The following is a 24271-nucleotide window of genomic DNA, read 5'->3' on the forward strand; positions in this document are numbered from 1 at the left end:
CCGGCACTGCGCCGGAAAGGCAGGAGACCACGATGCCGCTCGGCCCGACGCGGTTCTTGATTGTCGACTACAACCTGAGCCGCATCGACGACGTCCGCCGCATACGCGACCACGTGCACCGGGCGTACGGCGCCGAGGTCACGCTGGTCCGGGCCCGTCCCACCGACGCGGACCGCCTCGTCTGCGACGAGGTCGTCGACCTCGACCCGCTGCGCCCGGACTTCGCCGAGGCGGGCGAGAAGCTGCTCGGCGGGCGCCGCGAGGAGTTCGCCGCCGGCATCGTCTTCTCCGACGACGCGGTGCGCGGCGGCGCCGAACTGCTGCGCCGCCTCGGCCTGCCGGTGGACTCCCCGGACCTGGCGGAGGCCGCGTTCTGCAAGCTGACCTACCGGCGCGCGGAGGACGGCGCCAGGGAACTGCTGGCGGCGCAGCGGATCATGGTGCCCGGGTTCGCCCGGATCGAATCCCTGGACGGACTGCGGGAGTTCGCGGCCCGCCACCCCGACGGCTTCGTGGTCAAGCCCACCAAGGAGGGCAACAACCGCGGAGTGGTCCTGGTGCGCCCCGGCGACGACCTGGGCGCGGCCTTCGCCGAGGTGCTGCCGTACGTCGCGGACGGCGTGATCTGCGAGCAGATCATCCCCTACGACCGCGAGTACTCCTACGACGGGCTGGGCCGGCTGTCCTTCGTCACCGAGAAGCTGAGCGCCGCGGGCCGCTACCCGGTGGAGTGCGCCCAGGTGCTGCCCGCCCGGGTCACCGAGACCGGCCTCGCCTCCCTGGAGCGCGCCGGACGGCAGGCCAACGTGCTGGTCGGCCAGTGCGACGGGCCGTTCCACAACGAGATCAAGCTGAGCGGCGACGACCGCCGTGCGGCGGTCGTCGAGCCCAACCGCCGTCCGGCCGGCATGAAGATCTGGTCGCTGGCGCGCTGGGTGTACGGGATCGACCTGTACCGGGCCTGGGTGGACTCGGCCTTCGGGGCCGACGTCCCGGGCGTCCTGCCCGCACCGTCCTGCTCGGCGGCCACCGTGATGCTGGGCGTCGCCTCCGACCGGCTCTTCTCCCGCGAGGACCTGCGGCCCGGGGCCACGCCGTTCGAGGACGCGCTCGCCACGACCGCGCGGGTGCTGGGCCTGCGCCCGGGCGAGCTGGTGGCCCGCGAGTTCGGCTGGCTGGTGTCCGGCCGGCGGACCCTGCACGCGGAGCCGCGCGACAACGCGGACTTCGCGGCCCAGGGCTGTCTGACGCTGCACACCGACCGGGTCGACGTCCGGGACGTGGTGCGGACCCTGAGGGAGGTCTGGCCGGCCGCGCTCGACGCCGGCTGCGGCCGGGACCGGACCTTCCTCCCCGACCTCGCGACCGAGCTGGAGGCATGCTGATGGACATCCTGATCCTGCACCGGGTTCCGTACCCCAAGATCGAGTACGCCCGGGGCATCGACCACACCCGGCACCGGGTCACCTACCTGGGCACCCGGGCGGCGCTCGACACGCTCCCCGCCGACCTGCCGTGCGAGCGGGTCGAGCGGGCCGGCACGCGGTCGGCGTTCGACGAGGCGGCGGCCTGGCTGGACGGCGTGCGGCGGCCCTTCGACCGGATCGTCTCGCTCTCCGAGTACGAACTCCTCGACGCGGCCCGGCTGCGCGAGCGGTACGGCGTGCCCGGCGCCCCCGTCGAGCAGGTCGAACTCGCCCGGGACAAGATCCTGATGAAGCGGGCCGTCGCCGACGCGGGCCTGCGGGCGCCGCGGTTCCTGTCGCTGGCCGACTTCCTCGACCGGGGCGGCGACGCCCCCTGGACCGGGGCCACCGTGCTCAAGCCGCACCGGGGCGCCTCCAGCGTCGACGTGACGGTCTTCGGCAGCGCCGCCGAGGCCCACGAGGCCGTGGCCGGACGGCGCACCGGCATCGCCGGACTCGACGCGGCCGAGCGCGCCGGGGCCGTCTCCGAGTTCGAGGTCGAGGAGTTCGTGGAGGGCCCGGTCCGCCACTACGACGGCCTGGTCGAGGGCGGCGAGGTGCTCGTCGTGGGCGCCAGCGAGTACCTGGGGACCTGCCTGGCGTACGCGCAGGGCCTGCCGATGGGCTCGTACCAGATCGACTGCCCCGAAGAGGTGCGCGACTGGGTGGCGAAGGTGCTGGCGGCCGTCCGCATCGAGGACGGCAGCTTCCACCTGGAGGCGATCGTCCACGAGGGCGAGCCGGTGTTCCTGGAGGTCGGCAACCGGGTCGGCGGCGCCGACGTGGTCGCCGTCTTCGAGCTGGCCACCGGCATCCACCTGCCCTCCTGGGAGCTGCGCATCCTGCTCGGCGAGCGGGTCGCGGACGAGCTGCCCCCGCCGGCGGCGGAACGCTCCTGGTACGGCTGGTTCGTCCACCCCGGCCACCACCTGGCGGGCGAGCTGTTCGACGGCTTCGACGGGGCGGAGGAGTACCGCACCGCGCCCGAGGCCGTCACCTGGCACGAGCTCCCGCCGGGTGCCCCGCTGCCCGGGCACATCACCTACGGCGCCCACGAGACGGCGCTGGCCGGGATCGCGGCCGCCTCCTCCCCGGCGCGCACCCGGGACTGGATGGCCTCGCTCTTCCGGTCCCTGCGCATACGGACCACCACCGGCACCGCCGGGAACCCGAACCACAGGCAGAGCGGAGTACAGGCATGACCGGGCTCAGGATCCACTGGGGCTCATCGCTGGACAGCGGGCAGAAGAAGAGCACCGAGAAGTACCGCTCGGACCTGCTCGACCTGGACGGCGCGGTGGAGTACGCCCGGGAGGCGGACGCCCTCGGCGTGGAGTCCCTGCTCATGGCGCAGAGCTACGGCCTGCCCGACCCGCTGCCGGTGCTCTCGGTGCTGGCACGGGAGACGGAGAAGGTCCGCTTCATCCTCGCCTACCGGCCCGGCCTGCTGTCCCCCACGCTCTTCGCCCAGCTGGTCAACACCGTCTCGTGGGTGTCGAAGGGACGCGTCGCGCTCAACCTGGTTGCCGGGATCTCCCCGGTGGAGCAGGCGTACTACGGGGACTTCCTCGCGCACGACGACCGCTACGCGCGGGCGGACGAGTTCCTCGACGTCCTGCACCGCTTCTGGCGCGGCGAGACCCCGCTGACGTACGAGGGGGACCACTACCGCCTGAAGGACGCCCAGCTGGGCCTCGGCTTCTGGGGCGGCGGCCGGCCCGAGATCTACATCAGCGGAGCCTCAGAGGTCGCCCAACGGACGGCGCTGACCCACGGCGACTGCTGGTTCCGCTACGGCGACACCCCGGAGGCCGTCGCGGAGGCGGCCCGGCCGTTCCGGGACCGCGGCGTCGGCGTCGGCCTGCGGATGCAGGTGCTGAGCCGCCCGACCCGGGAGGAGGCGCTCGGCGACCTCGCCGAGGTCATGCGCGGCACGGACGAGAACCACCGGGCCTTCGTGTCGGACTTCGTCGCCTCGGCGGACTCGGCCGCCGTCAAGAACTCGTTCCGCCTCGCCGAGGAGGCGGGCCACGGCTGGATGTCGCCGGTCCTGTGGTCCGGTGCCGTCGCCTACCGGGGCGGACCCGCCCTGTGCCTGGTCGGCAGCCACGCGGAGATCGCCGCCGAGCTCATGGCGTACAAGGCGGCGGGCGTCACGCAGTTCATCTTCTCCGGCTGGCCGGCCCGCGACGAGATGCGCCACTTCTACACCGGGGTGCTGCCGCTGCTGCGCGACCTGGAGCGCGCCGAGGAGCGGGGCGCGGCCGGCCGGCTCGCGGCGGCCGCCCGATGAGCGGGGTGCGGACGCGCCGGGCGCTGTTCGGCGGCGGGGTGCTGCTCGGCCTGATGGCCGAGCAACTGGTCCTCTTCAGCGTGCCGCTGATCATCTTCCAGGAGTCCGGCAGGCTCTCCATGCTCGGCCTCGCCTACGCCGTGGAGTGGCTGCCCTGTCTGCTGGTCTACCCCTTCGCCGGGCTGATGGCGGACCGGGACGGCGGCACCCGGCTCTTCTCCCTGGCCAACACCGCGCGCGCCGCGGTCCTGGGCGTGACCGTGGTGCTCTGCTTCGCCGTGCCGTCCTGGACGGTCGGCGTGCTCATGGTCAACGGAGCGCTGCTGTCCACGCTGATCGCACCGGTGCGGATGTCCATCGAGAAGACCGTGCCGCAGCTCTCCTCCCCGGAGGACCTGCCGCGCAACCAGGCGCTGTTCCAGAACATGGAGCTGCTGGCGATGGCCCTCGGGCCGGGGCTGGCGATCCTGGCGGTGGCGGTCCTCGGCAAGGTCTGGCTGCTGGGCCTCGCGGCGCTGATGTTCCTGGCCGCCGCGGCCGGCTGGCTGAAGCTGCCCCGCGGCACCCGCACCGGGGGCGCCGGCACCGTACGGGGCAACCTGGGCGAACTGCGGCTGGGCTGGAGACTGCTGCTCGGCAACCGCCCGGTGATGCTGCTGGCGAGCCTGAACTTCGCGATCAACCTGGTCTTCGCCACCATGCTCGGTGCGAACGCGGCCGTCGTCACGGACGTCCTCAAGGCCCCGGAGTCCTCGTTCGCCCTGCTGAACATGCTGGTGGGGGTCGCCGGACTGGTCAACCTGCTGATGACACCGAGGCTGCTGAAACGCTTCGGCGTGTGGCTGCTCGGCGTGCTCGGCTACGTCGTGATGTGCGTGTGCCTGCTGGTCCTCGGGTCCGCTCCGACGTTCACGGTGTACGCGCCCGCGTTCGTGGCCGCGCTGTGCGGCGTCGCGTACTTCAACGTGTTCAACCGGACCGAGCGGGTCAAGGTCATTCCGCAGCGGCACCTGGGCAAGGTGATGGGGCCGTTCTTCCTCATCGGCCTGCTCTCGTACCCGATCGGGGGCCTGCTCATCAGCAGCGTCGGCGCCGCCATCGGCCCGCAGCGGCTGGTGGGCGCACTCGCCGTGCTGCTGGGCGCGTTCGGAGCGGTCGTGCTGCCGCTGACCATCCGCAGCTTCCGCCGGGCCACGGCGGCGGGTGACGGGGCCGGGGGCGACGGAGTCGCGGCTGCGGCCGACGGGGCAGCGGTCGAGGCCGACGGGATCGCGACCGAAGAGACGGCGGCCCCGGACGGCGCTCCCCGGGAGACGGCGGCCCGGGAGGGCACGGCCCAGGAGACGGCGGCCCCGGACGGCGCTCCCCAGGAGACGGCGGCCCCGGACAGCGCGGCCGGAAACCCCCCGGCGGGCATCCCGCGCCCGCGCCCGCGGAGACCCCAGAACCCCTTCCGGCGGCCCGAGCGGCCCGTACGCACCCACACCTGAGGAAAACCGTGACCGTAATGGCCCTGGACCCGTCCACACCCGTGGACGGTCCCACCTTCCGCGAGGCGATGGCACTGCTCGCGGCCCCGCTGACCGTCGTCGCCACCCGCGACGAACACGGGCGCCGCAGGGGCTTCACCGCCTCCGCCGTGACCTCGGTGTCGCTGGACCCGCCGCTGATCCTGGTGGGTCTGTCCAACGACTCCAGCTGCCGGGCCGCGCTCACCGCGGCCACGGGGTTCACCGTCAGCGTGCTGGGCGCCCGGCACACGCCGGTGGCCCGGCGGTTCGCGTCCCGCGGCGTCGACCGGTTCGCCGGCCTCGACTTCGAGGACTGGACCGGCACCGACCTTCCGTACCTGACGGACGCGGCGGTGGCCCTGCGCTGCCGCACCGCCGACCTGATCCCGGCCGGCGACCACCACCTCCTCGTCGGAGAGGTGACCGGGGTGCGTGCGGACGGGGCGGCCGAGCCGCTGCTGTGGCACCGCCGGGGGTTCCACTCCACGCGAGAGGTGGTGTGAGCCGTGAAAGGCCGTCACATCGCACTCGCGGTACTGATCACCGCGATCTGGGGCGTCAACTTCTCGGTGATCAAGATCGGACTCGACGCGGTCGATCCGTTCATCCTGGCGGGCATCCGCTTCGCCCTCTGCGCCTTCCCCGCGGTCCTGTTCATCCGCCGCCCCGACGTCCCCTGGCGTCACCTCGCCGGGTACGGCCTGGTGTTCGGGGTCGGTCTGTGGGGGGTGGTCAACCTCGGCGTGCGGGTCGGGCTCTCCGCCGGCGTCGCCTCCCTGGTCCTCCAGGCCAGCGCCTTCTTCACGCTCTTCCTCGGCGCCTTCGTGTTCCGGGAGAAGCTGACCGGCCTGCAGTTCGCCGGCGCCGCGGTCGCCCTGACCGGCCTCGCCTGCACGGCCTTCATCACGGACGGCAGCGTCACCCTGGCGGGGATCGGCCTGGTGCTGTGCGGCGCGGCGGCCTGGAGCGTGGCCAACATCATCATGAAGAAGGCCGCCCCCAAGGACGTCCTCGGCTTCCTGGTGTGGTCCTGCCTGTTCTCGCCGATACCGCTGTTCGCCCTCGACCTGCTGGTCGACGGGACCGCCGGCTACACCCGGCTGGCCGAGCAGGTGGACCTGACCGCCGTCGCCTCGGTCCTCTTCCAGGTCTACCCCAACACGCTGTTCGCGTACTGGATGTGGAACTGGCTGCTCAGGGAGTACCCGGTCTCCACCGTCGCCCCGCTGTCCCTGCTCGTCCCGGTCTTCGGGATCGTCGGCTCGATGGTGATCTTCGGCGAGGAGGTCCCCGCCGCGAAGGCCCTGTGCCTCGTGCTGATCGTCCTCGGCCTCCTCGTCGGCCTGTTCGGCGGACGGATCACCACCGCTCTCGCCGCCCGCCGCCGGGCGGACGCCCGCACCTGACCCCGGCACCCGCCGTTCCCGTTGGAGGAAACGATGACCTCGTACGCACCGACCCGCCGGACGCCGTCGATGATCCCCGGGGTGGTGGACGGCACCATGGGCCTGTCCCACGACGCCGAGGGCAACGTGTCGCTGCACGTGTCGATCAGGGACGGCGGCGACTACGTCGAGCTGATCCTGACCGGGGAGCACGTCCGCGGGCTCGGCGCCCAGCTCGTCGCCGGCCGCCCGGACGACGCCTTCCAGGCGCCCTGCTCGGTGGGCGTCCGGCTGGGCCCCGGGGGCCGGGCGTGACGGCCGCGTGTCGGGCCGCGCGGTGATCCGCCCGGCCCCGGGCACGGTGCACGTCTGGTACGGCGTCGGCGGGGAGCGCGCCACCCGCCGGGCCGACGTCGCGCTGCTCGACCGGGAGGAGAAGCTGCGCGGCGCCCGCATCGCCCACGAGGAGCAGCGGATCTGGTTCCTCTCCGCCCGCGCCGGCGCCCGCCGCGCCCTGGCCGAGCACCTGCGGATCGCCCCGGAGCGCGTCGGGCTGCGCTGGGACCCGGCGAGCGACTTCCGCGCCGCCCGGCTGACCGGCGAGCCCGGCACCGGCGCGCCGGTGGTCGCCGTCGTGCACCGCGACCACCGCTGGCTGCTCGCGCTCGCCCCGTACGGACCGCTCGCCCTGGCCGTCGGCGCGCCCGCCGAGCAGCCGGCCCCGCCCCGCCCGCCCGACGCCACCGCGCGGCTGCGGACCCTCGCCCGCCTGACCGCCACCGCCCGCTCCCCGCACCTGCCCCGGACGGCCCTCGCGGTCGTCGACCTCCCCGACCACGACCTCGCTCCGGCCGCCCTCGCCCACCCCGCCGCCCTCGGCCGGGTCCACTGCCACGGCGGGCCGTAGAGCGACGTCAGGGCGAGCCCTGGAGGCCGGGGGCCGGGCGAGGGCGTACGGCCGGGCCCCTCCTCGCGGCCGCACCGCCGGGCACGAGGGGCTTCCGTCATCCGCGCCATTCGACGAGGACGAGCGTCGCGTCGTCGGTGGTGGCCCCGTCACGGGCACGTACGAGCGTGTGGGACAGGTCGCGCGCCACGGCCCGGACGCTCCGGTCGGCCCGGTCCAGTCGGTGGACGCACTCGATCAACCGGTCCTCGCCGAACTGTTCCCGTCCGCTCTCGTGTTCCTCGACCAGGCCGTCGGTGAAGCAGAGGACGCGGTCGCCGGGTTCGAGCGTCACTTCGCCGACCTGCGGCTGATCCCCTCCGAAGCCGACGGGGAGGGTCGTGGGGCTGTTCAGGCGGCGTACGACGCGGTGCTCGCGGATCAGCATGGGGGCGGGATGCCCGGCGTTGACCCACTGGAGGCGGCCGGTGTCCGTGTCCAGCCGCATCATCTGCGCGGTGACGAAGTGGTCGGGGGCGAACTGCTCGGCCACGGCCCGGTCCATGAAGAGGTAGATCTCGGACAGCTCGACGCCGATCCGGCGGGCGTGCCGGTACGCGCCGATGGCCACGGTCGCCATGGTCGCCGCGTCCAGGCCGTGTCCCATCGCGTCGATCATGGCGAGGTGGAAGGCGTCGCCGTTCAGGGCGTAGTCGAAGCTGTCGCCGGCCACGTCGTAGGCGGGTTCCAGGGCCCCGGCGACCGCGACGCGGGGCATCGACATGGCCAGGGGCGGCAGGAGCGACCACTGGATCTCGGCGGCGACGCTCATCGGTTCGCCGCGGCGGGTTCGGAAGAAGAGGTCGGTGTAACCGTTCTTGGTCCGCAGCAGGTCGGCGACCAGACCCGCGACCCTGCGCAGGATGCGGCGGTCGTCGTCGTCGACCGCGTCCAGGGTGACGGCCAGGACCCCGGCCTGGTCACCGCCGTCCAGCAGCGGTACGTGGACGCGTACCCCCTCGGCCGACGCGGTCTCGACCGGGCGTGAGGTGAGGAAGCACCGGCCGGCCTCCGAGCGGTCGACCGGCAGCGGCTCGCCGCCCGCCAGTCCTTCCCCGGGAAGGGGGACCAGCTTCTGCTGCCCGTAGTCCTGGAGCAGGATCTGCACCTCCCGGCATCCGAGCCGGGCCAGCAGGTCGGCGACGACGGGCCCGACCCGGTCGGGCGGCAGCTCGTGCGCGCGGTCCAGGAGCCCGCCCAGCAGCGCCTCCCCGAAGCTCTCCGAGCGGTCGGGATCCCCGTGCTCGTACCGTCCGACGGTCATCGGGGCCTCCAGGAGGGCGGCGGGGCGACGACCGGGGCCGGTGCCGGCGTGCCGATCCGGCGGCATCGCGGTGCGGCTTCCAGGATGCTGCACGGCGGCCGGGGGCGCCACGCGTGCCCGACCGGGGCGGAGGACGCCGTGTCGTCCTGCCGCCGGGGGACCGGTCAGGGCTCTTCGGGATGGGATCCGGTGCCGCTCGGGGGCCTGCTGGTGGCCAGCCAGGACCGGGCCGGGCCGGCGGTGCGAGCGGTGTCGACGGTGAGGTGGAGGCGGACGCCACCGTCCGGAGCGGGGTAGCTGCGCTGCTCGCTGCCGGCGAAGCAGCGGCGGAGGATCTCCGCCACCGCGCGGGCGGCGTCCGGGGTGGCGGAGACGATGCGCACCTCGGCGTGTCCGGGTGCCGGCAGGGCTTCGGGGTCGTTGTGCTCCACGGCGGGTGCCGGCAGGGCTTCGGGGTCGTTGTGCTCCACGGCGGGCACCGTCCTTCCACCGGGGACGCGTCCACGGGTGGCCGGAGCGGGCCCGGCGCGCTTCCCGGTACGTCCACCGTACGTCCGGCACCGTCGGCCTCTCACGCGTCGGCGAAGCGGCGCGTGCGCGGAACCCCCGGAGTAAGCGGCGCGTGCGCGGAACCCCCGGAGTAAGCGGCGCGTGCGCGGAACCCCCGGAGTACGGTGAAGGAACGGGGCCCCGCACCGCCCGTCGGCCCGGCACCCGCCGTGGCCACACCCCGGGCGGCGGTGACCTCCTGCAGACAGGCGGGCCGGTCATGACCGACGCAGGCACTCCCCCCACGTCCCCGCTCCTCCTGCCCGACGAGATCCACCGTGCCGTCCGACCGGGCACCGCCCTGCTGCGCCTGGAGACGACGCACTCCCGGCAGGGCCTCCTCGACGGTGCGTGGTGGCCGCGCACGCGCGACGTCGAACAGGAGCTCCCGCCCCTGGTCACCGCCCTGACCGAACACCTGGGCCCCCTCACCCGCGTGGGCCTGGACGCCTCCGCCTGGAACGGCATCCCGCCCCGTCTGACCGTCGACGAGCGGGTCGTGCACCTCGACTCCTTCTCCGTCGGCGACGACACCGTCCTGATCACCCGCGGCGACAACGACCACTTCTCCCTCATGGTCGTCCCGCCGGACACGGCGCCCGAGGCCGCCCGCACCGCCATGGCCCGCGCCGTCCACACCGGCAACACCACCCGGGCGGCCGAGATCCTCCTGGCCGAACTCCCGCACCCCGCGGCCCCGTCGGGCGACACCGCCCCGGACGACGACGAAGGCCCCGGTCGCTGACCGGGGCCTTCGTCCACGAGCGGATGACGGGAATCGAACCCGCGCCACGAGACGGCTTCCCGGAGGGGGACCGGGGCGGGTGCGGAGCGGCGGTCGTCTCCTCGTGCCGGGCGTCGGCGGTGCGGCATCGATCTCACGGCGAAGCGGAGGACGTCGGCGATGAGGAGGAGCGTGCCGAACCTTCGGTCGGAGCGGTGGTTCGGGGATCAGGGCCGGATGCCCGTGCGCCTGCGGCCGGGTGCCTGTCCCGACGAACTGCGCGGGCTGTGGCCGGGTGGCCGGGCCACGGTCGGGAAGGGGGTGCCGAAGTGATGGGCCGCGATGCGTGCGTCGTGCTGGGCGTTGAGCCGGTGGATCAGGAACAGGCCGAGCACGATCAGGACGGCGCCCACCGCGAGCGTGATCAGGATCTCCATGTCGTCACCTCCGCACGGTTCCCGGCAGGGAGATCATCCTTGCCCCGACGGCTGGGTGCCGGAGAGGCGGCGGGGCGGCCCCGCCGTCGGTCTCCCAGGAGTCCTCGCGGCCTCGGACGTCCCGCGTGCCGCGGTCGGCCGCGGCCTCGCCGGACATCAGCGCGCCGGCGGTGAGGGCGCCGCCGGGGGTGGCGGCAGCGTCCATCAGCCGGGCCGCCGCGGCGGGTTCGGTCCCGGGCGGGATCACCAGCAGGTCGCAGCGGCCGACGGAGTAGGAGAGCAGGATCACCTTGTCGGGATCCTGTTCGGTGAACCGGCCCACATGCACGGTGTGCCCGGTGACGGAAACCTTGTGCGGGACGACGGGCCAGCGGGTGGGATTCACCGCGATGCGCGTGATGCGCCCGAAGCGGCTCTCCAACGCATCGGCCAGTGAGGGGAGTTCGACCGCGAGATCGCGTGAACGAGGCCACCAGGCACCGTCCAGCGGGCTGGCGGGGGGAGTCCTCGGGATCAGGGTCAGACGTGCCGGGGGCGGCGGAACGACGGTGGTCATGATCGCGGATCCGTTCCCGGGCCGCTCCGCGGAGCGGCCCAGTGTCGTGATCGCCGGAAACGACGTCCGCGTGGGAGCGGGTGTACGAGTTACTCCCGGTAATTCCAGCGTACTCCGCCCCGTGGCCGGACGAGCGGTTCCCGGCGCAGGAGTTTCCGGCCGAGGGCGCCGTCCGGTCGGCGGACGCGCGGGGTGCCGTGGGGCCGTGGTGACGTCGCACCGGCCGTGACGTGTCGGTGGCCCCGTGCGGGCGGACGGTCCGCCATGGCGGAACCCGGCACTTCCCCTTCCGCGGAAGCCCCGTCCCGGCGAGATTCACCGAGCGGTGAAGCCCCGGGAGCGGATGACGGGAACCGAACCCGCGCCACAAGCTCGGGAGCCGCACGGCGCTTGAGCCGTCGGATGGTGCCCGGCCCGAGGAGACGACGGGCGTGGGCCCTTGCCCGGATCGCCTCCTGTACGACGGGGCGAGCTCCAGGGGTCTTCTCCGGGCAGATCCTTACCATGTGCACATGGTTGCCCGCGATGGCCGTGATGACCTCGATGGCCGTGATGACCGCGACGGCCGTGATGCCCCACAGTCCGGTTCGGTAAGGGAGGAAGCGGTGTCCCGAGACGACGTCGAAGCCGGCAGCGGCTCTTCCGCACCGGCGGTCGCGGGACACGGTCCGGCCGGTCCCGCCCCCGGATCGCGCCACGACGGTGCCGCCGAGGACGCCCGCCCCGCCGCCGGTCCGGCCGAGCTGGCCGCCGACCTGGCCGCCGACCTGGCGGAACAGGTCAAGCCGAGGCTGCGCGGCTGGCTCCACGCCGGCATGGTCCCCGTGTCGCTGGCGGCGGGCATCGTCCTCATCTGCCGTGCGGGGACGCCGCAGGCCGTGCTGGCCTGCACCGTGTACTCCGTCACGGCCTGGCTGCTGTTCGGGACCAGTGCCGTCTACCACCTCGGCACCTGGGGTCCACTCGGCGAGGCCGTCCTGCGCCGCCTCGACCACGCCAACATCTTCCTGATCATCGCCGGCACGTGCACTCCGCTCGCCGTCCTCCTGCTCTCCCCCGGCCAGTGGTCCGTCCTGTTGTGGATCGTGTGGACGGGCGCTCTCGTCGGCATCGCTTTCCGTGTCCTGTGGGTCGGGGCTTCCCGCTGGCTGTACACCCCCTGCTACCTGGCCCTGGGATGGGCACCCGCGCGGTACCTGCCCGACTTCCTGCACGGCGGCGGGGCGGCCGTGGTCTCCCTGATCGTGACCGGCGGCCTTCTCTACAGCGCGGGCGCGGTCGTCTACGCCCTCCAGCGCCCCGACCCCTCGCCCCGCTGGTTCGGCTTCCACGAGGTCTTCCACACGCTGACCGTGGCAGCCTTCGCCGCACACTGCACGGCCGTCTTCCTCGCCGTCCACCGGTCATGACGCCCTGCCGGGAGCCTGATCCCGCCCACGGGCCCCGGTGCCGGAGCGTCCCGTCGACGTACGGGGGCGACGGGTGAACTCGCCTCAGTCGGAGACCGGCGGTGCGGCCGATCCGGCGGCGCGGCGGTATTCGGCGTTGATGCGCTGGGCTTCTTCGAGCTGGTCCTCGAGGACGATGATGCGGCAGGCGGCTTCGACGGCGGTGCCCTGGTCGACGAGTTCGCGGGCGCGTGCGGCGATGCGCAGCTGGTAACGGGAGTAGCGGCGGTGGCCGCCCTCGGAGCGCAGCGGGGTGATCAGACGGTGTTCGCCCAAGGCCCGCAGGAAGGCGGGGGTGGTGCCGAGCATCTCGGCGGCCCGGCCCATGGTGTAGGCGGGGTAGTCGTCGTCGTCGAGACGCCCGCGTGTGTCGTCCGCTGTCATCTGCACCTCTCTCTGCAACGCGTCGAGGGGCCCTGGTGCCGTACGGCACCAGGGCCCCGAAGGAACTACTACACCACCTGCCGGCCCTGATGCCGCACAGGCCTTCTTGCTGCGTACTGCGTTCACGAGTACCGCATCCGCCATGACCGCGGTCCCGTGCCGGCGGCCCCTGATCACTGCGGGCCACCCGGTCCGGCCGTCAGCCCCGTCACCGTCCTGCGACAACCCTGGCTTCGGAACTCCACCGCCGTACCGTCCTGCGACTGCGTGCACTGCTGATACCGCTTGCCGGCAGTTCGTCTCTGCCAGGCCTGCTGTCTTCCTCGGCTACGAGAGAAAACATAACCACGCCCCCGTCAAATGTCTACCATGGCCGTGACAGATTTTCGCGTGTCCGTCAGTGAGCTAATCGGCGACGGCAACGGCAGGACCGGGGGAAGCGGTGGCCGGGCTCGGACGAAGAAGAAGCCCCAGGTCCCTGACCCGGGGCTTCGCGCAAGAGCGGTGACCGCTGTTCGCCGCGTTGACGGGCACGAACGGGGCACGCGGCCGGCGGAGTGACGGCGGGGCGGCTCCCGGTGGGGGCACGGGATCCGGTTGCCCCGGTACCCGACTCCCCCCGCCGCGAGGAGCATCCCTCTGACGACGTGAGTCAGGGGAGGAGGACCAGGCCCGTCACAGCCACGGCGCAGGTCGTGACACCCGCGAGGATCACGCACACCATGAAGCGGATGTGATGCTCGGTCCCCGCGCGCTCATGGCGCACCGCGGCCATCGTCCCCATCCAGACGTTCTTGGACGGGTGCGCCGTCCGCACCAGCGGGTACGTCTCGCCCACGACGTGCAGGGGGTTGCGGCCGGTCGATGAGGTGTGGCGGGCCTGGGAACCGTCCGCGGTCGTGTACTCGTAGACGACGGTCAGGTAGGTCTTGTGAGGCGCCATCGAGACCAGGGTCGCAGGGACCTCGACGCCGGTCTTCTCCAGCTCCCTCATGTTGCGGAGTTCGGCCTTCGGGCCGCCGATGATCAGCAGGCCGAGGGCGACCACCGCCAGGCCCACGAAGACGAACAGGATGAGTACCTGGGTGACCGCGTTCACAGCGCAGACCGTATGCCAGCGGGGTACTCACCGGGAATCCCCGTCCCCTACGATCGCCCGCATGCCGATCACCTTCCCGTCCGTACCCGTCCTCCGGGGCGCCCAGGGGTCCGAACTCCGGTCCGACCCGGCCGGGTTGCTGCTGCGCTGCCCTCGCGAAGAGGTCCGCATCCCTCTCGCCGCCGTCGCGCGCGTGTACGCGGACGGGCGGGCGGTCGCCGTCGAGCTGACGGCACCCGCCGGGACCGAGCCGACCCGGTACCGGATCGAGGGGGTGTCCCGCGCCTCGGCGACCGTCTTCGGGGAGGCGGTGAACGGCGCGCTGCCCGAACGTCCCGCCGGCGAGGACCCGGTGGACGGCTCGACGCTCGTGACGATCACGCACGAGGCGGCGGAGGACGCCGAGCGGGAGGCACGGGAGGAACGGGAGGCGCGGGCACTCCGGGAGCGGGAGGCCGAGGAGGACACGGAGCCGAGAACGCCGGCCGCTCTCGTCGTCACCGGGGTGACGGCCGCACTCGGCCTCGGACTCGTCGCCCTCGCCGCGGGCGTGGTGATCGCCGGGGACCACGCGTCCCGCGCACTCGCGGTGCTCCTGGTCGGCGCCGTCACACTGCTGATGGCCCGGGTGACGATCGGCGCGGCGTCGGTCCCGTGGAACATCTGGTACCTGCCCCGCCACGGCGTCACGGTCGAGACGGTGCCCACCCTCATCCGCGGCCAGGTCCGCTACGGCTACACCGCCACCGACGGAAAGCTCCGCCGCGCGCCCCACGACGCACAGGGGACGCCGTACAACATCGCCTACCACCTCAAGCACCCCGCCCGCGCGGTCGTGTGCAGGGGCCTGGACGCGTACCTCTGCAAGCGGCTGTTCCGGTCAGCCGTTTCGGCGGCCCTCACGGCCCTCCTCGGCTGGGGCACCCTCGGTCTGGCCCTTCCCGCCTTCGCCTAGCGACCCCCTCGCGGTCCCCTTCGCAAGGAGCGACAACGACGAAGCCCCGGGTCCCTGACCCGGGGCTTCGCGCAAGAGCGGATGACGGGAATCGAACCCGCGCCATAAGCGCGGGAATCACCGAAGCTCAGGTCGATCATCCCGCCCCTGGCCTGTGGGAACGCTCTCATGGGCGGCACTTGACGGTGATCCGGCCGTACCCGTTCTGACCGCTGTTCACCGCTCCGAAGGGCACGCTTGGGGCACGGTCGGCTGAACCTGAACGGACAGGTTCTCCCCCGGGAATCGAGCCGCGTCCCTATTGCGTCGCGTCGCAGCTCTCGCAGCGACTCATGGCCGCCCGCTCGGTGTTGCCCTGGGTGGCGCGGAGCGGGCTGGAGGGCGCGAGGCGGCGCCAGGCCCCGGGTGATGGGGTGAGCACCCAGCCGTAGCGGGGTGGCCGGATATCGGCCGGGACGATGTGCATGCAGCCGGGAAGGTGGGCCTTGCCGCTGGCGTGGATGATGATCGCGGCTGCCGGCCAGCCCTCCCATTCGCTGGTGGGTGCGCTGCTGCGCGGTGCGGGCGGAGCGCAGTCCGCGCAGTTGTGCATTTCGTGGCGTTCGCAGTACTGCATCGTCGTCACCCTGTCAGGTATCGAGCCGTTGCTCGGTGCGCTCGAGCCAGCTTCGGTACCAGTGCGCGAAGTCGTGTCCGGTCGGCTCGATCCCCCGGTCCATCGGTCTCAGATCCTCCCAGATGGCCCCCCGGTGCGGGCCTGTCATCACCAGCAGCGACGTGTAGCCGCATCCCTGCTCGCTGAGGAACACCGCGCCCGCTTCCTGCGCGTCGTACAGCTCCTCGTAGCGCGCGTCCCAGGCCGCGTGAGCATGATGGAACTCCTCGTCGGTCGCGAAGGCGTCCTTCTCGGGCTCCTGAGCGTCGAGCGCGTCGAGCTCACCCTGCAGCACCTCGGCCACGAAGGGCCGCCCGGCGAACTCGGCGGTGGTCGGCCGGGCGGAGAACGCGAGCCCGATGCCGCGCCACTGCCACCCACCGTCGCCCAAGGACGGTGTCATCAGGCCGTAGTGAGGACCGGCTCCACCTGCTCCGACATGGAGGAGAAAGCTCCGGTACTGCGCGGGCAGACCGACGCCCAGCTCCACCTCCAGCACCCGGAGCTGCTCCTCGCTCATGACCGGACCGAGGCGAAAGCCGTGCCCCCGCACGCCGAAGGCCTTGTCTGCTTCAGGGTGTTCGGCGAGCCGGAGAACCCGCTCCCGCACCCCCACCCAGGTGACCTCATTCATGGGCACACGCTAGTGAGACGCGCACCGCACCGACACGGGGTTTATCTCCGGAGCGAGAATGCTCGGCGCACGCTGTCCTCTGCCGCGGCCGGCGTGATCGCTTGCGACGGGGGTAACAGGTCGGCCGACCCGCCGACCATACGCGCTGAGAGATCTGTACGACGAAGCCCCAGGTCGCTGACCTGGGGCTTCGTAGAAGAGCGGATGACGGGAATCGAACCCGCGCCACAAGCGTGGGAATCACTCGGCACTTGGGTCCACGCATAGCCTCTGACCTGCGGGAACGCAGGCCAAAGCACTCGTCCTGGCTACGCCGTCCGAATCCTTGGCAACCGCTGTTCACCGCCCCTACTGGCACGGTGAGGGCGAATGCTCCGGGACAGCGCGGTCCAGGCCGCCGCGAGCCGTCGGCACATGCTGCCGCGGTCTCCAGGGCGAAGGAACAGGGCAGGCGGATGTAGTCGTAGTAGGCGCCCGTCGCGTCCATCGTGGCGCCCGGGATGACCTCCGCGCCGTGGCGCAGAGCCATCTGCGCGTAGAGCCGGGCGTCCGTGCCCCTGGGTAGCTGGACCCACAGAACGGAGCCATCTTGCAGTGCCTGCCAGCGCCGGTCCGGAAGGTGCTCGGCGAGCAGCCGGGTGATGGTGGCCGGCCGCTCGCGGAGGAAGCGGGCCCGTTCCGGGCGCGAGAGCCGGGAGCGTGGGGAGGAGCCGGGCGACGAGGGCCTCCTGCCCGGCGGCGGGGTCGAGGAGGGCGACGCGCCCCGAGAGGCCGCTCTCCACCGGGAGATCCACGAGGAGATCGCGGGGAAGGCCGACATCGTCCGCCTCCTGCGCACGATGGAGTCCGACACCGAGCGTCAGCTCTGCTACCTCGCCCGCATCACGACGTGGTCCTTCGATGGCCGCACCGGCCCCCAGTTCAGCGCCGAGGGACGCGGCGCATACGCACGGGAGGAGATCCCGCTGACCGTGGAGGGCCTCGACGGCATCGACCTCAAGCCCGAGGAGATCGCCCACGTCCTGCGCGGCGCCATCGACGCCTGCGTCCGCAGCCACTCCGCAGGCCGCTCAGGTCGAGCCGCAGCCGGGCTGACGCCGGTTCAGCAGACCCCCTTCCAGGGCCAGCACGACCGCGCGCGTGCGGTCGCTGACGTTCAGCTTGGCGAAGATCCGGAGCAGATGGGTCTTCACCGTGGCCTCGGAGATGACCAGACGCTTGCCGATCTCCGGATTGGACAGGCCGTCCGCGACCGCGCTCAGCACGTCCACCTCGCGTGCGGTGAGCGTCACCGGCGAGGGCCGGCGCATCTTGGCCACCAGACGCTGTGCGACGCGCGGGGCCAGGACGGTCTCGCCCCGGGACGCCGAGTGAATGGCCTCGACGAGCTGCTCGCGGGTGGCGTCCTTGAGGAGGTAGCCGGTCGCGCCCGCCTCTACTGCATGCTCGATCTCGGTGTCGGTGTCGTAGGTGGTCAGGATCAGCACGCGAGTACCCGGACGGCCCACGACGATTTCCGCGGTGGCACCCACCCCGTCGAGCACCGGCATCCGCAGATCAAGCAGCGCCAGGTCGGGCCGCAGCCGGTCGACCAGCTCGACCGCCTCCCGGCCGTCGCTCGCTTCGCCGACGATGTCGATGGTGGGCTCGGAGGCCAGCAGCGCGACCAGGCCGGCACGCATCACCGTGTGGTCGTCGGCCAGGATGATGCGGAGCACGTCTGCCGATGTCGTCATGTCACACCTGACCGGTCGTGGGAATCATGGCGAGGATGCGGGTGCCGTCTCCGACCGAGCTGGTGACGGTGAGTTCGCCACCGAGTTCGGCAAGGCGTTTGCGCATGCCGTTGAGTCCGAAGCCTCGCGACTCCTCGACCACGAAGCCCCGTCCGTCGTCGATGATTTCCAGCTCGATGCCGAACGGCTGCAGTGCCAGGACGACATCCACGGCGGAGGCCGCCGCGTGCTTGCGGATGTTGGCGAGGGACTCCTGAGTGCAGCGGAGCAGCGCGATCCGAGTCGGCTGGTCGCACTCGATGTCCGGCAGGTCTGCGGTGACGGTGACCCCGGTGTCCTCGGTGAACCGGTCCAGGGTCCGCCGCAGGGTTCTGGCCGCCGAGCCGGGAGCCACGCCGCTCCGGGGGGCCGAGCCGACGAGGACGCGGGCCTCGGCGAGGTTCTCGCGGGCGGTCTGCTCGATGGACCGCAGCTGCTGCGCGCTCCTCTCCGTATCGGTTTCGAGGCCGGAGCGTGCCGCCTCCGCCAGCGCGATGATGGAGGCGAAGCCCTGGGCGAGGGTGTCGTGGATCTCCCGTGCGAGGCGCTCGCGCTCCTCTGCGGCGCCCTGGAGCCGGTGCGCCTCGTCCAGGCTCAGCTGGGCGTTCTTCAACTCGGCACGTAGTTGCACACGTTCGTCGCGCAGCTCAAGAGCCCGGGGCGTCAGTACGGCGATCAGGATGCCCACCGCGTAGACGCCGATCGAAGAGAGGGTGTTGGTGGTGAGAACATCGGCATTCCAACCCTCCCGCAGGCTGCCGCCGACCGTGATGGCCATGGCGCCGAGCCCGCTGTAGACGATCGAGGCCCGCAGACTGTTCACGAAGATGACGAACTGCGGGAGCGCCAGCGTGTACAGCACCCCGAAGCCGTCGCGGAGGTAGGCGAGTCCGCCCAGGACGAGGACCAACAGGGCCAGATAGGCGTACGCACCGAGCACCGGATTGCCGGGGCGTCTGCGTACGAGCCCGTAGCAGATGCCGAGAAGTGCCAGCAGCGCCAGCGACCCGTACCCGGTCGTGCGGGGGGTGTCTCCCACGATGGTGATCACGGCCAGCAGGCCGATGATCACCCAGGACATGACGTCCCACCAGTGGAGCGTCCATATCCAGAACGGGTCGCCGCGCTGCGGCCGTTGAAGCATGATCGTCAGACTACTTTCTCGCACGGACGGGCGGCCGGGGTGGTGATCGGCGCCGTGAGGGTCGGCCGGAGCGGCCACCACGCCCGCTCACCGAGCAGCAGCAGGAGAGACGGCAGGACCATGAGCCGGATGACCACGGCGTCCAGCAGCACGGCCACCGCCAGACAGAAGCCCATCTGCTTCATCTCGGTGAGGTGCAGGGCGACGAAAGCGCCGAACACCGTCACCATGACGATCGCCGCGCTGGTCACCACCTTGGCCGACCGGGTGATGCCGTCCAGCACCGCCTCGCGGGCCGGCATCCCGTTGTGCATGGCCTCTTGGATCCGGCTGACCACGAACACCTGGTAGTCCATCGACAGGCCGAAGAGGATCACGAAGAGGAACAGCGGCACCCGGGACGCGATCGCGCCGAGGGAGTCGAAGGCCAGCAGGTCCTCGGCCCACGTCCCCTGGAAGAAGACGACCAGCAGGCCGAGCGAGGCCCCGGCGGACAGCAGATTGAGTACGACGCCGATCAGGCCGACGACCACCGAGCGGAACGCCCACACGGTCATCCCGAAGGTCACCAGCAGCAGGAACCCGATGACCAGAGGCAGCTTGCTCTTCTCGTGATGCACGTAGTCGCGGCCGCGGGCCACGTCACCGCTCACCCCCGTCTCCACTCCGGACAGCTTGCCGACCGTGGCGGGCACATGGTCCTTACGGAGATGGCCGAGCGACTCGATCGCTTCGTCGGAGGGCGCGGGGTACGGGACGGCCAGCTCCAGCACGCTGATCCGGCCGTCGGCCGACGTACGCACCACCGGCTCGGCGCTCCTGGTGAACAGGGGATCGGCCTGCGCCCGCCGGCCGAGATCCGCCAGAGCCTGCCTCACCTCCGCGGCCCGGTCCGGGGTGGAGCGGGCGACGACCTCGTGCTTGACCAAAAGCTCCGGGAAGGCCGCGTTCAGCCGGTCGTAGACCTGCATGGCGGGGATGTCGCGGGAGAAGGTGTCCTTGCCCGGGTCGATGAGCTTCATGCCGAGCGCGGGCGCCGCCAGGGCGAGCATGACCAGCACCGATACGCACAGGGTGAGGGCGGGACGCTTCCGCGCGGGCCGCAGCAGAGCGCCGAACACCCGGCCGGTTTCGGCCTCCGCCCGTTTCGTACGGACCGGCTTGCCGCGGCTCGCCCGGCGGGCGGCTTTACGGGCCGAACGGCGCTCGGTCCGGTGGCCGATCTTCACAAGGAGTGCGGGAAGTACGGTCAGGGAACTGACCATGGCGACCGCCACCACCAGGATGGTTCCCGTCGCCAGCGAGGAAAAGATGACGTCCCCGGCCAGATACAGGGTGGCGGTGGAGACGATCACGGCGAGGCCGGAGACCACGATGGACCGGCCCGCGGTCGCCGATGCCAGCGCCACCAGGGCTTCCGAGTCGAGCCGACCACCGGCACGGGCCCGTTCCTCGCGTTCACGCTTGAGGTAGAAGAGCGTGTAGTCGACTCCGACTGCCAGGCCGATGAGCAGGATCATGTTGGTCCCGACACCGGGGTCGGGCAGGGCGTGGGAGGCGACCATGGACAGCCCCAGGGCGCCGGCGATCGAGGAGAGCGCGAGGAGCAGCGGCACACCGGCCATGACCACTGAGCCGAAAACGATGAGCAGGGTGATGAGCGTAACCGGCAGCGTGATGCGCTCGGAGAGCGCGAGGTCCTTCCCGCGCTGATCGTTGACGCCTTTGCTGATGGAGGGGGAACCGGTCTCCTCCACGACCAGGTCCGGGTGGTCGTCGCGCACCTTCGCCGTCTGTTCGAGGAGCGGGACGACGTTCTTCCTGCCGTCCAGCTCGGGGCCCTTCAGGACCACCGAGACTCTGAGCACCTTGCCGTCCGTGGAGCGGACCGGGGCCGCCACGCTCTCCACCTCGGGCAGCTTCCGCATCCGCGCGGTGAGGTCCCGGGCCGCGGCGTCGGCTGCGGCCATGTCCGGCGGTCCGGACTTGGCGTAGAAGATGATCTGCTCGGTGGGCCGGCGCTGCAGGCCCCCTTCGGCTGCCGCCGCCTCGGCGCGCCCCGCCTCACCGACCCGGAAGTCCTCGACAGTGGCTTCGTTGGTGCCGACCGCGATGCCGATGCCGAGGCACAGAATGACGAACGCGAACCAGCCGGCGATCGCACGCCATGCGTGCTGGGCGCTCCAACGGGCTATCCGCACAGGGAGTTGACTCATACCGGAGATCCTGGTCGGCGGGGGGCATGGCCCGACACGCCCGGCCGGTTGAACCTGCCGTCCACCTGTCGGTGGACGGCAGGGGAGCGCCACCGCTGCCGACGACCTCGCACACGCCCGGTGGAAGCCCGCCGAGCAGGCCGGCCGGGAGGGAAATGGTGCACGAGTGCTGCGGGACTCCGGAACAGGCACGGACAACGAAGAAGGCCCAGGTCGCTGACCTGGGCCTTCCTGCAAGAGCGGATGACGGGAATCGAACCCGCGCTATAAGCTTGGGAAGCTCATGTTCTACCATTAAACTACATCCGCGCAGCGGCCCGATGATCTCTGCCGCATCGTTGCACACTGTACCCCATGTGCCACCCGAGACGAAGTCGCCCTCCCTCCGGCGCGTGTGCGGAGTGCCGTCCCGGGGTGGGGCCCGCGGTCGCCTAATGTGGCTGTCTCGTCCACCGCATGTGTAGGGGAAGGGACTTGATGGGTTCCATGGAGCGCACCGTCGTCCGCTGTGCCGAGGGGCACGTGTTCAGTACCGCCTCGTTCCCGCTCCAGCAGCTCGGGGCCGGGCGGATCGGGCCCGGGCGGCTCATCCGGTGTCCGCGGTGTGCGCGGTTGCGGCACGCCGTGCCGGTGGAGCTCGAGCGGAGCTGAACAAGAGGGCAGGGGGCGCGGAGCCCCGCCGATTGGGGCGGGCCCGCGCCCCCTGCGTATCGTGGGGGCGTGCTTCTCTCAGACAAGGACATCCGGGCCGAGATCGACGCCGGACGGGTGCGCATCGACCCGTACGACGAATCCATGGTGCAGCCCTCGAGCATCGACGTGAGGCTTGACCGCTTCTTCCGGGTGTTCGAGAACCACCGCTACCCCCACATCGACCCCGCCACCGAGCAGCTCGACCTGACGCGCGAGGTCGAGCCGGAGGGCGACGAGGCGTTCATCCTCCACCCGGGCGAGTTCGTGCTCGCCTCCACCTACGAGGTCATCACCCTCCCGGACGACATCGCGTCCCGGCTCGAGGGGAAGAGTTCCCTCGGGCGGCTCGGGCTCGTGACGCACTCGACCGCCGGGTTCATCGACCCCGGGTTCTCCGGGCACGTGACCCTGGAGCTGTCGAACCTCGCCACCCTGCCGATCAAGCTCTGGCCGGGGATGAAGATCGGCCAGCTGTGCATGTTCCGGCTGAGCTCGCCCGCCGAGTTCCCGTACGGGAGCGAGCGGTACGGCTCGCGGTACCAGGGCCAGCGGGGACCGACGGCCTCCCGCTCGTACATGAACTTCCATCGGACCCAGGTGTGAGGCGGTCGCAGTCATGAGTGAAGTACGCGAGAACCTGACGTACGAGGGGTTCGGCCTCGCGGTCCGCGAGCTGGCGCAGACCATCGCCGACGACGGCTACGAGCCCGACGTGGTGCTCTCCATCGCCCGCGGCGGCGTCTTCGTCGCCGGCGGTCTGGCCTACGCCCTGGACTGCAAGAACATCCACCTCGTGAACGTGGAGTTCTACACCGGCGTGGGGACCACGCTTGAGATGCCCGTCATGCTGGCGCCCGTCCCCAACGCGATCGACTTCAGCGACAAGAAGGTGCTGATCGCCGACGACGTCGCGGACACCGGCAAGACCCTGAAGCTCGTCCACGACTTCTGCGTCGACCACGTCGCCGAGGTCCGCTCGGCCGTCATCTACGAGAAGTCCCACTCCCTCGTGAAGTGCGAGTACGTGTGGAAGAAGACCGACGAGTGGATCAATTTTCCCTGGAGCGTCGAGCCGCCCGTCGTCCGTCGTGAGGGTCAGGTCCTCGACGCCTGAGTCCCCAGGACATGGAGAAGGCCCCCGCCGACACCCGGCGGGGGCCTTTCCGTACGGCCGTCGCGTTCCCTACAGCGTGCCCAGCTTGATCAGGCTCAGCAGCGCCACCAGCTGGATCGCCGACGCGCCCAGCGCCTTCGGCCACGGCAGGTCGTGGGAGCGGCTCACCATCACGGTGAAGAGCGCGCCCGCCGCCAGCCAGGTCAGCCAGCCGATGACCTGGACCAGGCCGTTCTCGCCGCCCAGGAAGAGCGCGAAGACCAGCCGGGGCGCGTCCGTGATCGACATGATCAGCATCGACAGGCCGACCGTCGGCTGCCAGGAGCCGTCGCCGCCGAGCTGGCGGGCCAGGGTGTGGGTGACCGCGCCCAGGATCAGTCCGCCGACGACGAAGCCGAGGGCGGTCATCAGGACGTACGGGATCGCCGTCGACAGGGTCGCGTTGATCGCCTCGTCGCGGGCCTTGTCGAAGCCGAAGATCGCCAGCAGGCCGTAGAGGAAGGTGACGATCAGCGCCGGGCCCCAGACGGCGTGGTCCCGCGTCCGCAGGAACGTGTCCGCGGGGCGCAGCACGATGCCGCTCAGGAGGGCCTTCCAGGGGAGCCGGGGGCCCGTCGGGACGGGGGCCGCGCCGGCGTGGTGGGGCGTGGCCGGGCCGTACGGGTCGTCCACGCTGAACATCTGCGTGTGGCCCGGGTTGTTCGCCGTGGCCGCGTGCGGGTGCTGCTCCTGCCCGTACGGGTCGCCGAAGTACTCCGGCTCGCCGTAGGGCTGCTGTCCGCCCTGATGGCCGCCCTGCTGCCCGTACGGCGCCTGGCCCTGGCCCTGCTGGGGCCACTGCTGCCGTGCGTGGGGCGGCGGGGCCGCGTCGTACCCGTACGGCGCCTGCTGCGGTCGTTGTTGCGGGGGGCGGTTGTCCCGGCCGCGTCCGTTCCTGAATCCAGCCACGTCAATGAACGTACCCGCTTCCGCCGGTCGGGCGCCTCTTTGCGGCTGACCTGTGACATCCCCTAAGGGACGTTA

The 24271-nt window shown here is 71.8% G+C and carries 25 protein-coding genes, 1 tRNA gene and 1 pseudogene; 14 read left to right on the forward strand and 13 right to left on the reverse strand.

What is annotated here, in order from left to right; translation table 11 throughout:
- Window positions 1-32 precede the first annotated feature (32 nt).
- The 8 genes from ACWGSR_RS04435 to ACWGSR_RS04470 are packed head-to-tail and all read left to right on the forward strand — an operon-like array spanning window position 33 to window position 7562.
- The gene (locus tag ACWGSR_RS04435; RefSeq protein ID WP_453563435.1) at window positions 33-1385 is read left to right on the forward strand and encodes an ATP-grasp domain-containing protein; all 1353 of its coding nucleotides are present in this window, start codon (window positions 33-35) and stop codon (window positions 1383-1385) included.
- Window positions 1385-2668: an ATP-grasp domain-containing protein gene (locus ACWGSR_RS04440; RefSeq protein WP_376233121.1), complete on the forward strand. Its 1284-nt coding sequence runs from the start codon at window positions 1385-1387 to the stop codon at window positions 2666-2668. The genes ACWGSR_RS04435 and ACWGSR_RS04440 overlap by 1 nt, the downstream gene beginning before the upstream one ends.
- Window positions 2665-3759: an LLM class flavin-dependent oxidoreductase gene (locus ACWGSR_RS04445; RefSeq protein ID WP_453563439.1), complete on the forward strand. Its 1095-nt coding sequence runs from the start codon at window positions 2665-2667 to the stop codon at window positions 3757-3759. Before ACWGSR_RS04440 ends, ACWGSR_RS04445 begins: the two co-directional genes overlap by 4 nt.
- Entirely contained in the window at window positions 3756-5249 is a 1494-nt protein-coding gene (locus tag ACWGSR_RS04450; protein WP_453563442.1) for an MFS transporter, read from the forward strand. The genes ACWGSR_RS04445 and ACWGSR_RS04450 overlap by 4 nt, the downstream gene beginning before the upstream one ends.
- A 17-nt stretch (window positions 5250-5266) precedes the next feature.
- On the forward strand, window positions 5267-5773 hold the full coding sequence (locus ACWGSR_RS04455) for a flavin reductase family protein (RefSeq protein WP_453563657.1): 507 nt from the start codon (window positions 5267-5269) through the stop codon (window positions 5771-5773).
- A 3-nt stretch (window positions 5774-5776) separates the two neighbouring features.
- On the forward strand, window positions 5777-6676 hold the full coding sequence (locus tag ACWGSR_RS04460) for an EamA family transporter (protein WP_376233114.1): 900 nt from the start codon (window positions 5777-5779) through the stop codon (window positions 6674-6676).
- A 33-nt stretch (window positions 6677-6709) separates the two neighbouring features.
- Window positions 6710-6970 (forward strand): hypothetical protein, encoded by a 261-nt coding sequence (locus tag ACWGSR_RS04465; RefSeq protein ID WP_376233112.1) that lies wholly within the window; start codon window positions 6710-6712, stop codon window positions 6968-6970.
- A 7-nt stretch (window positions 6971-6977) separates the two neighbouring features.
- Window positions 6978-7562 (forward strand): hypothetical protein, encoded by a 585-nt coding sequence (locus ACWGSR_RS04470; RefSeq protein WP_376233110.1) that lies wholly within the window; start codon window positions 6978-6980, stop codon window positions 7560-7562.
- A gap of 97 nt (window positions 7563-7659) precedes the next feature.
- Here the strand turns inward: ACWGSR_RS04470 and ACWGSR_RS04475 are convergent, their stop codons facing one another.
- Both ACWGSR_RS04475 and ACWGSR_RS04480 read right to left on the reverse strand, forming a co-directional pair.
- Complete coding sequence (locus ACWGSR_RS04475) at window positions 7660-8865, reverse strand: PP2C family protein-serine/threonine phosphatase (protein WP_453563447.1); 1206 nt, start codon at window positions 8863-8865, stop codon at window positions 7660-7662.
- 164 nt (window positions 8866-9029) lie between these two features.
- A complete protein-coding gene (locus ACWGSR_RS04480) occupies window positions 9030-9335 on the reverse strand; it encodes a hypothetical protein (protein ID WP_376233104.1) in 306 nt (101 codons plus the stop codon).
- Between the two features lie 299 nt (window positions 9336-9634).
- Here ACWGSR_RS04480 and ACWGSR_RS04485 point away from each other — a divergent pair, with 299 nt between their 5' ends.
- Window positions 9635-10159, forward strand: coding sequence for a DUF5994 family protein (locus ACWGSR_RS04485; protein ID WP_453563449.1), 525 nt, complete (start codon window positions 9635-9637; stop codon window positions 10157-10159).
- Between the two features lie 206 nt (window positions 10160-10365).
- Here ACWGSR_RS04485 and ACWGSR_RS04490 read toward each other — a convergent pair whose 3' ends face one another.
- Both ACWGSR_RS04490 and ACWGSR_RS04495 read right to left on the reverse strand, forming a co-directional pair.
- On the reverse strand, window positions 10366-10575 hold the full coding sequence (locus ACWGSR_RS04490; protein WP_376233099.1) for a hypothetical protein: 210 nt from the start codon (window positions 10573-10575) through the stop codon (window positions 10366-10368).
- A 4-nt stretch (window positions 10576-10579) separates the two neighbouring features.
- Window positions 10580-11131 (reverse strand): DUF5994 family protein, encoded by a 552-nt coding sequence (locus tag ACWGSR_RS04495; protein ID WP_376233096.1) that lies wholly within the window; start codon window positions 11129-11131, stop codon window positions 10580-10582.
- Between the two features lie 743 nt (window positions 11132-11874).
- On the opposite strand from ACWGSR_RS04495, the gene trhA reads away from it, so the two are divergent.
- Window positions 11875-12540, forward strand: a complete 666-nt coding sequence (gene trhA, locus ACWGSR_RS04500) for a PAQR family membrane homeostasis protein TrhA (RefSeq protein WP_376233181.1) — start codon at window positions 11875-11877, stop codon at window positions 12538-12540.
- An 84-nt stretch (window positions 12541-12624) separates the two neighbouring features.
- Here trhA and ACWGSR_RS04505 read toward each other — a convergent pair whose 3' ends face one another.
- On the reverse strand, window positions 12625-12963 hold the full coding sequence (locus ACWGSR_RS04505) for a MerR family transcriptional regulator (RefSeq protein ID WP_376233093.1): 339 nt from the start codon (window positions 12961-12963) through the stop codon (window positions 12625-12627).
- Window positions 12964-13615: 652 nt separating this feature from the next.
- On the reverse strand, window positions 13616-14062 hold the full coding sequence (locus ACWGSR_RS04510) for a hypothetical protein (protein WP_453563454.1): 447 nt from the start codon (window positions 14060-14062) through the stop codon (window positions 13616-13618).
- Window positions 14063-14123: 61 nt separating this feature from the next.
- Between ACWGSR_RS04510 and ACWGSR_RS04515 the strand changes: the two genes are divergently transcribed.
- Entirely contained in the window at window positions 14124-15017 is an 894-nt protein-coding gene (locus ACWGSR_RS04515) for a hypothetical protein (RefSeq protein WP_453563457.1), read from the forward strand.
- 298 nt (window positions 15018-15315) lie between these two features.
- On the opposite strand, the gene ACWGSR_RS04520 is transcribed toward ACWGSR_RS04515, so the two are convergent.
- Window positions 15316-15642, reverse strand: coding sequence for a hypothetical protein (locus tag ACWGSR_RS04520; protein WP_376233084.1), 327 nt, complete (start codon window positions 15640-15642; stop codon window positions 15316-15318).
- A 4-nt stretch (window positions 15643-15646) separates the two neighbouring features.
- Window positions 15647-16306, reverse strand: a complete 660-nt coding sequence (locus tag ACWGSR_RS04525; protein ID WP_453563460.1) for an SMI1/KNR4 family protein — start codon at window positions 16304-16306, stop codon at window positions 15647-15649.
- 641 nt (window positions 16307-16947) lie between these two features.
- Here ACWGSR_RS04525 and ACWGSR_RS04530 point away from each other — a divergent pair.
- Window positions 16948-17169, forward strand: a pseudogene (locus ACWGSR_RS04530) (NUDIX domain-containing protein); the annotation flags it as partial.
- 207 nt (window positions 17170-17376) lie between these two features.
- Here the strand turns inward: ACWGSR_RS04530 and ACWGSR_RS04535 are convergent.
- The 4 genes from ACWGSR_RS04535 to ACWGSR_RS04550 all read right to left on the reverse strand — a co-directional run bounded on the left by ACWGSR_RS04535 (window position 17377) and on the right by ACWGSR_RS04550 (window position 21750).
- Window positions 17377-18042, reverse strand: coding sequence for a response regulator (locus tag ACWGSR_RS04535; protein WP_453563462.1), 666 nt, complete (start codon window positions 18040-18042; stop codon window positions 17377-17379).
- Between the two features lies 1 nt (window position 18043).
- Window positions 18044-19225: a sensor histidine kinase gene (locus tag ACWGSR_RS04540; RefSeq protein ID WP_453563465.1), complete on the reverse strand. Its 1182-nt coding sequence runs from the start codon at window positions 19223-19225 to the stop codon at window positions 18044-18046.
- Window positions 19226-19230: 5 nt separating this feature from the next.
- Entirely contained in the window at window positions 19231-21441 is a 2211-nt protein-coding gene (locus ACWGSR_RS04545) for an MMPL family transporter (protein ID WP_453563467.1), read from the reverse strand.
- A gap of 238 nt (window positions 21442-21679) precedes the next feature.
- Window positions 21680-21750, reverse strand: a tRNA-Gly gene (locus ACWGSR_RS04550).
- Window positions 21751-22161: 411 nt separating this feature from the next.
- Between ACWGSR_RS04550 and dcd the strand changes: the two genes are divergently transcribed.
- Complete coding sequence (gene dcd / locus ACWGSR_RS04555) at window positions 22162-22737, forward strand: dCTP deaminase (protein ID WP_362104232.1); 576 nt, start codon at window positions 22162-22164, stop codon at window positions 22735-22737.
- Between the two features lie 13 nt (window positions 22738-22750).
- Entirely contained in the window at window positions 22751-23248 is a 498-nt protein-coding gene (locus ACWGSR_RS04560; protein ID WP_062754055.1) for a phosphoribosyltransferase, read from the forward strand.
- 69 nt (window positions 23249-23317) lie between these two features.
- On the opposite strand, the gene ACWGSR_RS04565 is transcribed toward ACWGSR_RS04560, so the two are convergent.
- A complete protein-coding gene (locus ACWGSR_RS04565; protein ID WP_376233066.1) occupies window positions 23318-24196 on the reverse strand; it encodes a Yip1 family protein in 879 nt (292 codons plus the stop codon).
- Window positions 24197-24271 lie beyond the last annotated feature (75 nt).

Source organism: Streptomyces sp. NPDC055632 (assembly GCF_053618675.1).

Excerpts from the sequence above, each read along its gene's own strand:
- ACWGSR_RS04485 (WP_453563449.1), top strand. The coding sequence starts at position 9,635 with ATGACCGACGCAGGCACTCCCCCCACGTCCCCGCTCCTCCTGCCCGAC.
- ACWGSR_RS04540 (WP_453563465.1), bottom strand. The coding sequence starts at position 19,225 with ATGCTTCAACGGCCGCAGCGCGGCGACCCGTTCTGGATATGGACGCTC.
- ACWGSR_RS04475 (WP_453563447.1), bottom strand. The coding sequence starts at position 8,865 with ATGACCGTCGGACGGTACGAGCACGGGGATCCCGACCGCTCGGAGAGC.
- ACWGSR_RS04455 (WP_453563657.1), top strand. The coding sequence starts at position 5,267 with ATGGCCCTGGACCCGTCCACACCCGTGGACGGTCCCACCTTCCGCGAG.
- ACWGSR_RS04535 (WP_453563462.1), bottom strand. The coding sequence starts at position 18,042 with ATGACGACATCGGCAGACGTGCTCCGCATCATCCTGGCCGACGACCAC.
- ACWGSR_RS04445 (WP_453563439.1), top strand. The coding sequence starts at position 2,665 with ATGACCGGGCTCAGGATCCACTGGGGCTCATCGCTGGACAGCGGGCAG.
- ACWGSR_RS04495 (WP_376233096.1), bottom strand. The coding sequence starts at position 11,131 with ATGACCACCGTCGTTCCGCCGCCCCCGGCACGTCTGACCCTGATCCCG.
- ACWGSR_RS04505 (WP_376233093.1), bottom strand. The coding sequence starts at position 12,963 with ATGACAGCGGACGACACACGCGGGCGTCTCGACGACGACGACTACCCC.
- ACWGSR_RS04525 (WP_453563460.1), bottom strand. The coding sequence starts at position 16,306 with ATGAATGAGGTCACCTGGGTGGGGGTGCGGGAGCGGGTTCTCCGGCTC.
- ACWGSR_RS04435 (WP_453563435.1), top strand. The coding sequence starts at position 33 with ATGCCGCTCGGCCCGACGCGGTTCTTGATTGTCGACTACAACCTGAGC.
- ACWGSR_RS04440 (WP_376233121.1), top strand. The coding sequence starts at position 1,385 with ATGGACATCCTGATCCTGCACCGGGTTCCGTACCCCAAGATCGAGTAC.
- ACWGSR_RS04450 (WP_453563442.1), top strand. The coding sequence starts at position 3,756 with ATGAGCGGGGTGCGGACGCGCCGGGCGCTGTTCGGCGGCGGGGTGCTG.
- ACWGSR_RS04560 (WP_062754055.1), top strand. The coding sequence starts at position 22,751 with ATGAGTGAAGTACGCGAGAACCTGACGTACGAGGGGTTCGGCCTCGCG.
- ACWGSR_RS04515 (WP_453563457.1), top strand. The coding sequence starts at position 14,124 with ATGCCGATCACCTTCCCGTCCGTACCCGTCCTCCGGGGCGCCCAGGGG.
- ACWGSR_RS04490 (WP_376233099.1), bottom strand. The coding sequence starts at position 10,575 with ATGGAGATCCTGATCACGCTCGCGGTGGGCGCCGTCCTGATCGTGCTC.
- ACWGSR_RS04545 (WP_453563467.1), bottom strand. The coding sequence starts at position 21,441 with ATGAGTCAACTCCCTGTGCGGATAGCCCGTTGGAGCGCCCAGCACGCA.
- ACWGSR_RS04465 (WP_376233112.1), top strand. The coding sequence starts at position 6,710 with ATGACCTCGTACGCACCGACCCGCCGGACGCCGTCGATGATCCCCGGG.